Source organism: Microcystis sp. T1-4, from assembly GCF_000297435.1.
Classification (GTDB): domain Bacteria; phylum Cyanobacteriota; class Cyanobacteriia; order Cyanobacteriales; family Microcystaceae; genus Microcystis.
In genome coordinates, this window is sequence record NZ_CAIP01000118.1 from 1 (window position 1) to 7,338 (window position 7,338).

Below are 7,338 nucleotides of genomic sequence, written 5' to 3' on the forward strand. Positions count from 1 at the left end.
TTCGATGTCCAGCAATACGAGGTTTTCCGCCACAGATACCAGGAGTGATTTCAATATGTTGTGAGATAACTAAAGATGACATAATTACTTGGCAATAATATTAATAAATTGTTATTATCATACCATTTTTTCCCCAGTAAGGCCACATCAGTGCGATCGCCGCTCTTTTAGAGTGGATTAAGGTAGTGTAATGCAGCTTATTGATAATAGAATTTTTGAAACCTAAAAGTCGAGGGTTTTGGTTTTAAGATTTATCAAGCTTAAAGTACAATTAACATTAAGCTATAATAATCATTAGTCAACAACAGTTATTACTATGTCTTTTGCAGCTAAATATCGAGATCGGATTGTGATTAACCCAGACATTCGCAGTGGCAAACCTTGCATTGTCAATACTCGTATTGCAGTAGCAGATATTTTTGATTATCTAGGAGGAGGGATGACTATTGAAGAAATATTAGATGATTTCCCCGATCTTACCTTAGAAGATATACAAGCCTGTTTTGCATTTGCCGCCGAGCGGGATCGTCGTTTAATGGTTATTCCCTATGAAACTGCTATTTGACGAAAACTTATCACCTAAACTACCTCTGTTACTGGTATCACATTTTCCGGATAGCGCTCATGTTAGAGATTGTAGCCTAAAAGGGTTTCCCGATCAAAGGATTTGGGAATATGCGCGTATCAATGGATTTATAATTGTCTCGAAAGATGCTGATTTTTATCAACGGAGTTTGTTGTATGGCCAACCTCCAAAGTTCATCTGGTTGAGGATTGTAAATTGTACCACTTATCATCTAATCAGTCTTATTTTAAAACATAAACAAGCTATTAAGAGATTTAGCGATAATTCTACCGAGTCTGTTTTAGTAATTACATAATCATATATTATCCTCAGCGATCGCTTTTCTGATCGGGTGCATTAACAAAGTATAATGCGCCTTAAGTACCTAAGCAAAATTAATTACACATTTCGATAAAGCTTTTGCCTCTTGCCTATTGCCTCTTGCCTGTCTTCACTAGGAAATTTATTTTGCATGACTACTTATTTATTGTCTATTGATGAAATGATCCAAAGACGTTAATTTAAAAGATTGAGTTCAGGGGAGTTTGTTGGGTTGGTCTTGTGTTAAAATTAAGCTGGAGTAAATTCTAATCCCCGCTTAAAATTTCAACGGAACAATCACCATGAACTTTTATACCGTTATTCTGAGAAAAAGTGCAGATTATTGGGTTTCATTATGTCTTGAAAATGGATTAGTTGGACAAGGAGAAACTCAGGAAAAAGCTATTGAAAAACTAAAAGAAGCGATTGAATCTTTTTGGGAGATTTATCATGATCAAGCCAATATATATACCAGTACTATTCCTATAGACGAACTTCATGAATTTTTAACTGTGGGAGATTCTGAAACTCCCGAAACTTACGAACTCAGAAAAGTTTATGCCTAAAAATATTCCTTCTCTTAAACCCAAAGCACTAATCAAAATTCTTGAAAAAGGAGGCTGTCAATTTTATCGAGAAGGAAAAGGTGATCATCGTTTATATTGTAGAGTATTGTATAATCAACGTCGAATCGTTCCTATCGATATAGGTGCAAAAGAAATGTCCCCTGCTTATGTTTTACGAATTTTTAGAAAATTTGGTTTTACAGATGAAGAAATAGAACATTTATTAAAATAGATGATTGAAGGCGTTTTTTAAAACGAAGAAATTATCTATTCTAGTACGCTTTATCTTAATTTTATTTCCAAGAGCTAAAATAAAGCCAAAGCTAGTTTTTTAGGTACATTAACACAAGAGTAAAACCCTCGATTGCTTGTTATAAATTGATTTAATGATTAATTTTCACCCAGTCATCGTCGATAAATTAGCGTGCCTTAAAAACAGGTAAAGTGACTATCACCATTTTGCGTAATTTTTCGCTCTGTTAATGAACTTTTGATTATGAAATGATCCAAAGACGTTAATTTAAAAGATTGAGGTCAGGGGAGTTTGTTGGGTTGGTCTTGTGTTAAAATTGGGTTAGGGCTAGTCTGAATCATTTATCCTGTATCATTTAACGGTGGAGAAAACTATGCTAAAAACCTTTAAAGCAATTTTGAAAAATAATACCCTTCAATGGCTTGATGAAACCCCTGAAATTAACTCCGAATATCCTGTCAATGTTTATATTACCTTACTAGAAGAAAATATCATTGGTGAAAATCGATCTAACAGTCAAAAAATGGCCAATGCTTTGAAAAAAATTGCTAATAATAATACTTTTACTGATGTTGATACCCAACAGTGGCAACAACAAAATCGGTGCGATCGCTCTCTTCCCAATCGGGATTAAATCATGTTATTAGATAGCAATATTATTATCTATGCCGCTCAATTGGAAAATAAATTTCTCCGGGAGTTTATTGCAGAAAATTCTCCTTATGTATCTGCTTTATCCTATCTGGAAGTTTTAGGCTACCATCGGTTAAATCATCAGCGTTATAGGAAATCGGAGCGAAACCGGCGTATTTATCCATGTCATCCTTGAAAAGCTCAGATGCTGTTCGGAGTTCTAACCATGTTCCGTCTTTTTCATCGATGAGATTATAAAATTTCTCTAGGGCCTCGGTTAACTTGTCCAGATGCTTGCGATAGTTTTGTAAAAGAGCGATCAATCCCTGATACTCTCGATCGATACTCTGGCAATAACCGACAACCAAATCGATAAAACGCTTCGATTCGCTCCGATAGAGCCAGACAATCGAGAGAATATTCTGTAACTGTTCTGGGCTAAAATCGTTGATCGTCCGGTTTACTTTCCGGTAAATATTGCGGGCATCGATCATTAATATCTTATCTTGAAGCTCGGCGGGGTTCCCTCGATCGAGAAACCACAACTCGCAGGGTACGGAGCGGGTATAGAAAAAGTTAGAGCGGATCGCGATCATTATGTCCACCGTTCCCGTCTCGATTAACTTCTGTCTTACCTTGCCTTCGTCTCTCCCGGCGCTGGAAGCTTGGGAAGAGATGACAAAACCGGCTTTTCCTCGATCATTGAGATAGCTGTAGAAGTAACTGATCCATAGATAGTTACCGTTGGAAACTTTGTTACTTTTATTGACCCCCGGCAATCCGAAGGGTAAGCGCTCATCACCATCTACCTTACTATCCACCTCGTCCACGTTGAAGGGAGGATTGGCCATCACATAATCCACTTTCCCGGCCAATGCCAGCGGATCCTCGTAGTAGGTGATCGCTTTTTGGATATCCCCTTCTAAACCGTGAACCGCGAGATTCATCTTGGCTAAACGAATTGTGGTCGGATTCTTCTCTAAACCTTTAAAAGTTAACATCTGGGGATTGATGCGCTGTCTCTCAACGAAATGTGCGCTCTGGACAAACACTCCCCCCGAACCACAGGCAGGATCGAAAACCAATCCGTGATCGGGTTCTAAAACATTGGCGATCAAAGATACTAGAGAAACGGGAGTAAAAAACTCTCCGTTATCGTGAGCTTTGAGATTAGCGAATTGAGTTAGGAAATACTCGTAAATTCGCCCGAAAATATCCCCATCGGCTTTTTTTAACTCTTATGGGTTTAAAATCCGTAGTAAATTCCCTAATACCACGTTATCTAGTTCTTGGTATTCCGTTTTCGGTAAAATACCCCCTCAAGGTGGATAATCCCCGTCGATCGATAGCATTGCTTCCATTAAGGAGGTTGATCGATTGACGCTATCGGGGAGCGCCACCAGAAAATCGAACTGAGCTTTTTCTTGGAGATAGATCGCTCCTTTGCACAAGAAATCTTCTTTGGTTAAGGAGCGTGTTTTACCCCCTCGCTTCGGTAAATCCGCCTCTACCTCCCTCTTAACCTTGAGAAAACGAATGTAGGCATGACGGAGGAAAATCAAGCCCATAACGGGCAGAAAATACTCGTTACTGGCATAGTTAGAATTAGCGCGCAGGGTGTCGGCCGCTTTCCAGAGCTTTTTTTCGATCGCTTCGATGTTGTCCAGTTGGGCCATGAAATTTTACTCAAGAATTAGGTAGATGGTCGAGCCTGAAGGGAAAATTAAGGGGTTTGGTATAGTATCTATTTTCTCAAGTAATGGCAGCGATGGTTAATGGCCCTCACCCCTAACCCCTCTCCCAGAACAAACGGCAGGGTTCTTTCGATAGACTAGAGTTATGGCCCCAGAGTAAGGAGCTAGTGGCGAGAAAAGCTTAATAATTGAGATAAACCGATCGAGCGAGAATATCGTCTAGAATTAATTAGCTCAAAAAATCCTGACTGAATCTACCTTTAAGCGAACTTTTCTAAAAATGATGGCTGAATTACTGAGTCTAGTTCCTGCCAAGTCCCTCGAAACCGATGTAGTGGTAGGGGAACCGTCGGCAGTGTGTCCCCTTCCTCCAGTCACGGTTAGTAATGATACCCTACTTATTTCCCTGATCGATCGCCTGCGACGTACTTTGGAAAATCATCGCGGCGAAAATCAAATTGTGGTGATGCAGGATTTCCCGGATCCCGATGCTCTTTCTAGTGCCTGGGCCTATCAAATTATCGCCGAACAGTACAATATTCACTGCGATATAGTCTATGCGGGGACTCTCTCCCATCAGGAAAATGTCGCTTTGGTAAAACTAACGGGTTTACCGGCTAAACGTTGGGGAGTCCATACCCTCAAGGATAGAGATCTTTCGGTTTATCAGGGTTGTGTTTTTGTCGATGGTCAGGGAACCAATAGTCAGTTAACCACTCTGGTTAAACAGGCAAAAATTCCCATTATTGTCGTGATTGATCATCATACTCGCCAAGGGGATCTAGAGGCGGAATTTGTCGATATTCGTCCCCAAATCCGGGCAACAGCGACGATGTTAACCCAATATATCCAAAAAGGGTTAATAAGTTTTAATAGTAGCGATACCGTCCATGTTAAGTGTGCCACAGCCTTGATGCACGGATTGCGATCGGATACGAATAATTTAATGCAAGCGCAAGAGTGTGAATTTATTGCTGCTGGTTATCTCAGTCGTTTCTACGATGCTCAATTATTAAACGCTGTCTTGCAATCGGCCAGATCCCGACGGGTGATGGATGTGATCGAACGGGCCCTAAAAAACCGTATTATTAAAAATAATTATTCGATCGCCGGGGTCGGTTATTTGCGTTATGATGACCGAGATGCGATTCCCCAGGCTGCCGATTTTTTGGTGACAGAAGAAAATGTTCACACGGCTTTAGTTTACGGTATCGTTCACGATGAAGATGAGGATATCGAGTTAGTCATTGGTTCTATGCGTACCAGTAAAATTACCCTAGATCCCGATGAATTTCTCAAGGAAGCTTTCGGACAGGATAACCAAGGTCGCTTTTTTGGTGGTGGTCGTTATATGGCCGGAGGTTTTGAAATTCCTATCGGTTTCCTCGGTGGTTTTAATAATAATGCCGAATACGCAAAACTGAAGTGGGAACTATATGACACCCAAATTAAACAGAAACTTTCCCATCTAGTTAACCCTGATGAAAAGGTAATTCGCACCTAGGTATTAAATCTCAGCTATTTATTATCATCACCAAGACCGACCCGACACTGATATGAAACTTTATTTTGTGCGTCATGGATTAGCAGGACAATCGGGGGATTATCTCAACGATAGGGAACGTCCTTTAACCGAGGAAGGTAGGTCCAAAACTGCTAAAGTTGCCCAAAGATTAGGACAGTTGGGGGTGAAATTTGACCTAATTTTGACTTCTCCCCTGGTGCGTGCGGTGCAAACCGCCGAAATTTTGCAAAAAGCGGGTTTAAGCCGTAAAATTGAGCAATTTAATCCCCTATCTCCCAACGGCAATATTCAAGATTGGCTGCAGTGGTGGCAAAAGTCGGACTATCAGCGAGAGGAAAACGCAATCGCACTGGTGGGCCACGAACCGGATTTAGGTTATTGGACGGAAATGCTAGTTTGGGGCAAGTTTCAAGGAAAATTATCGGTCAAAAAGGCGGGAATAATTGGTCTAGAGGTTCCCAATCAACAAAATCCCCTAGGCAAGTGTCAGTTATTCTGGTTGACAGCCCCGAAATTACTGCTCTAGGAATTAACCTAGGTGTATCTATCCTTTTTGGGGACTAAGTACAGCCTTTCTCATTAAACATGAAGTATAACCTAATTTGGTATTGATGACCGGCTCCCCAAAAGGGAAACTTCCTATCTCACCATTAAGATAAATGCTGTCAATAAACCATGCAGAGAGAAAATATCTGCTATAGTGGCACTCCTGAAAGGATTTAACTAGGAGTAGGCCGATTTATGTTGCTAAGGTTATATTTTGAGCAACTTTTATCAATTTAGCCAGCAAATTAAGTTATTTTGTGATTAGTTAGGTTAGGGACATTACTACAGCCTTGTCATCGGAGTCAGTCCCGATGAAAAAATTTTCACCCCCACAGATGAAAGAGGTTTCCTTCCCTACACCCCACACCCTACACCCTACACCCTCTTTCCAGTCAGCCACGGGAATTTGGCCGCTATTATTGATGGTAAAGGCGGAGATACCGTCGCCATCGAGGTTAGGATTACCTGCCGTCATATTGTAGGTTCAGGGGTTGTTATCGGCATCGGTGGCGGTAAATAAGTGTTATAAACAATTATAGGCTACTCAAAATAAATCCCAAATGACGACAACAGAAATTAAATTCACTCTAACTTTACCTAAAGTTCCAGAAATTCATCATCTGGAAGCTGAGAAAAAAGCTAAAGAAGCCTATGTTATGACTTTACTTCGTCATGGTGATATTAGTGCGGGACGTGCCGCAGAATTATTAGAGATCGATCATCATAAACTTTCTGATTTAATGGATCACTATAATATTTGTTCATTCCCTATGCAAACCCAAGAAGAATTACAACAAGAAGTGGCTGAGACTCTCCAAATTTTAGAGAGATATAAAAAGTAACGTGATTATTGTTTCTGATACTACCCCTTTAAGTGAATTAGCAAAAGTTGGAAAACTTAATTTACTTCATGACATTTACGGGAAAATTATTATTCCTCAAACAGGAACTCATCCAGCAGTTAATTTAGTTCAATTAGCAGACTGGATAGAGAGACGAACAATTAGCAGTTCAGAAAAAGTCTCTACTTTGAAAACGATGACTAATTTAGGTTGGGGTGAATGCGCTACTATGATTTTAGCTGAAGAATTAGAAGCCGATCAATTATTGATTGATGATTTAGAAGCTAGGCGAGTTGCTTTATCTCGAAATTTTAAAATTACTGGTACATTAGGTATCTTATTAGTCGCCAAACAACTAGGATTAATTACTAGCGTTCAGGAAGTTTTAGATCA

At 39.9% G+C, this 7,338-nt stretch carries 12 protein-coding genes; 9 read left to right on the forward strand and 3 right to left on the reverse strand.

The window, feature by feature from the left end; all coding sequences use genetic code 11:
• A partial coding sequence (locus MICAI_RS23340) for a DUF433 domain-containing protein (RefSeq protein ID WP_157221733.1) occupies positions 1-82 on the reverse strand: 82 nt, incomplete at its 3' end.
• A 234-nt stretch (positions 83-316) separates the two neighbouring features.
• Here MICAI_RS23340 and MICAI_RS06665 point away from each other — a divergent pair.
• The 5 genes from MICAI_RS06665 (at position 317) to MICAI_RS06685 (ending at position 2,339) form a co-directional block, all read left to right on the forward strand.
• Positions 317-565 (forward strand): DUF433 domain-containing protein, encoded by a 249-nt coding sequence (locus tag MICAI_RS06665; protein WP_002735373.1) that lies wholly within the window; start codon positions 317-319, stop codon positions 563-565.
• Entirely contained in the window at positions 549-881 is a 333-nt protein-coding gene (locus MICAI_RS26310; protein ID WP_039899738.1) for a DUF5615 family PIN-like protein, read from the forward strand. The genes MICAI_RS06665 and MICAI_RS26310 overlap by 17 nt, the downstream gene beginning before the upstream one ends.
• 307 nt (positions 882-1,188) lie before the next feature.
• Complete coding sequence (locus MICAI_RS06675) at positions 1,189-1,452, forward strand: type II toxin-antitoxin system HicB family antitoxin (protein WP_008199488.1); 264 nt, start codon at positions 1,189-1,191, stop codon at positions 1,450-1,452.
• On the forward strand, positions 1,445-1,684 hold the full coding sequence (locus MICAI_RS06680) for a type II toxin-antitoxin system HicA family toxin (protein WP_008199490.1): 240 nt from the start codon (positions 1,445-1,447) through the stop codon (positions 1,682-1,684). Before MICAI_RS06675 ends, MICAI_RS06680 begins: the two co-directional genes overlap by 8 nt.
• Before the next feature lie 394 nt (positions 1,685-2,078).
• Complete coding sequence (locus MICAI_RS06685; protein WP_008199491.1) at positions 2,079-2,339, forward strand: hypothetical protein; 261 nt, start codon at positions 2,079-2,081, stop codon at positions 2,337-2,339.
• 67 nt (positions 2,340-2,406) lie between these two features.
• On the opposite strand, the gene MICAI_RS06690 is transcribed toward MICAI_RS06685, so the two are convergent.
• Both MICAI_RS06690 and MICAI_RS26935 read right to left on the reverse strand, forming a co-directional pair.
• Positions 2,407-3,552, reverse strand: coding sequence for an HsdM family class I SAM-dependent methyltransferase (locus MICAI_RS06690; protein WP_255348748.1), 1,146 nt, complete (start codon positions 3,550-3,552; stop codon positions 2,407-2,409).
• A 105-nt stretch (positions 3,553-3,657) separates the two neighbouring features.
• Positions 3,658-4,014: a type I restriction-modification system subunit M N-terminal domain-containing protein gene (locus MICAI_RS26935; RefSeq protein ID WP_008199496.1), complete on the reverse strand. Its 357-nt coding sequence runs from the start codon at positions 4,012-4,014 to the stop codon at positions 3,658-3,660.
• Positions 4,015-4,312: 298 nt separating this feature from the next.
• Here MICAI_RS26935 and MICAI_RS06695 point away from each other — a divergent pair, with 298 nt between their 5' ends.
• The 4 genes from MICAI_RS06695 to MICAI_RS06715 all read left to right on the forward strand — a co-directional run.
• Complete coding sequence (locus MICAI_RS06695; protein ID WP_008199498.1) at positions 4,313-5,536, forward strand: DHH family phosphoesterase; 1,224 nt, start codon at positions 4,313-4,315, stop codon at positions 5,534-5,536.
• 52 nt (positions 5,537-5,588) lie between these two features.
• On the forward strand, positions 5,589-6,083 hold the full coding sequence (gene sixA, locus MICAI_RS06700) for a phosphohistidine phosphatase SixA (protein ID WP_008199500.1): 495 nt from the start codon (positions 5,589-5,591) through the stop codon (positions 6,081-6,083).
• Between the two features lie 580 nt (positions 6,084-6,663).
• A complete protein-coding gene (locus MICAI_RS06710; protein ID WP_008199502.1) occupies positions 6,664-6,945 on the forward strand; it encodes a UPF0175 family protein in 282 nt (93 codons plus the stop codon).
• A 1-nt stretch (position 6,946) separates the two neighbouring features.
• Positions 6,947-7,338, forward strand: a 392-nt coding sequence (locus MICAI_RS06715) for a DUF3368 domain-containing protein (protein WP_039899740.1), incomplete at its 3' end; no start/stop codon positions are given.

Coding starts and splice junctions, on each gene's coding strand:
- MICAI_RS26310 (WP_039899738.1), top strand. CDS start 549: ATGAAACTGCTATTTGACGAAAACTTATCACCTAAACTACCTCTGTTA.
- MICAI_RS06680 (WP_008199490.1), top strand. CDS start 1,445: ATGCCTAAAAATATTCCTTCTCTTAAACCCAAAGCACTAATCAAAATT.
- MICAI_RS06675 (WP_008199488.1), top strand. CDS start 1,189: ATGAACTTTTATACCGTTATTCTGAGAAAAAGTGCAGATTATTGGGTT.
- MICAI_RS06685 (WP_008199491.1), top strand. CDS start 2,079: ATGCTAAAAACCTTTAAAGCAATTTTGAAAAATAATACCCTTCAATGG.
- MICAI_RS26935 (WP_008199496.1), bottom strand. CDS start 4,014: ATGGCCCAACTGGACAACATCGAAGCGATCGAAAAAAAGCTCTGGAAA.
- sixA (WP_008199500.1), top strand. CDS start 5,589: ATGAAACTTTATTTTGTGCGTCATGGATTAGCAGGACAATCGGGGGAT.
- MICAI_RS06665 (WP_002735373.1), top strand. CDS start 317: ATGTCTTTTGCAGCTAAATATCGAGATCGGATTGTGATTAACCCAGAC.
- MICAI_RS06695 (WP_008199498.1), top strand. CDS start 4,313: ATGATGGCTGAATTACTGAGTCTAGTTCCTGCCAAGTCCCTCGAAACC.
- MICAI_RS06710 (WP_008199502.1), top strand. CDS start 6,664: ATGACGACAACAGAAATTAAATTCACTCTAACTTTACCTAAAGTTCCA.